The 696-nt window shown below is 71.4% G+C and carries 1 protein-coding gene; it reads right to left on the minus strand.

Going from position 1 to position 696, the window contains the following annotated elements; all coding sequences use genetic code 11:
* On the minus strand, positions 1 to 661 hold a 661-nt coding region (locus A33M_RS20270), incomplete at its 3' end, for an IS66 family transposase zinc-finger binding domain-containing protein (protein WP_040622160.1).
* Positions 662 to 696 lie beyond the last annotated feature (35 nt).

Consider the following 696-nt stretch of genomic DNA (forward strand, 5'->3'; position numbering starts at 1 on the left):
GCCGCAGCAGGAAGGCGGCGCGGCCGACCCAGTCGGCGAGCGTCGAGCGGTCGAGGGTGATGCCTTGCCGGGCGTAGATCTGGGCCTGCCGGTAGAGCGGTAGATGGTCGGCATATTTGGCGACGAGGACGTGCGCCACCGTCGCCTCGGTCGGAAGCCCGCCTTCGATCAGGCGCGCCGGGGCCTCCGCCTGGACGACGGCGCTCTCGCACGCCCGGCAGGCGTATTTGGGCCGCCGCACGACGAGCACCCGGAACTGTGCCGGCACGACGTCGAGCCGTTCGCTGACGTCCTCGCCGATCCGATGCAGCGCGCTGCGGCAGCACGGGCAGGCGTGATCGTCGATGTCGATCACCATCTCGATGCGGGGCAGATGGGAGGGGAGCGATCCGCGGTTCGTGCGCCGCCGGGCGGCGCGGGCCGCGCGCTCGGTCGGGGCACTCGCGTCTTGCTCGGCCTCGCCGCTCGCCGCCACCTGTTCGACCTCCTCGAGGCCGAGCAGCAACTGATCTTCCGGCAGCGTCTCGGCCCGCCGGCCGAAGCGGTGCCGCTGCAGCTCCTTGATGATCTGCTCGAGCCGCTCGGCTCGCGCCCGCTCGGCGAGCAGCATCGCCTTCAGTGTGGCGGGATCATTTGGGAGCGTGTCGGCAGCGGCCGTCATGGTGCGATTACACCATGCGACGCGGGCTTCGGCGA

It is taken from the genome of Rhodovulum sp. PH10 (genome assembly GCF_000293785.1).
GTDB lineage: Bacteria > Pseudomonadota > Alphaproteobacteria > Rhizobiales > Xanthobacteraceae > Rhodoplanes.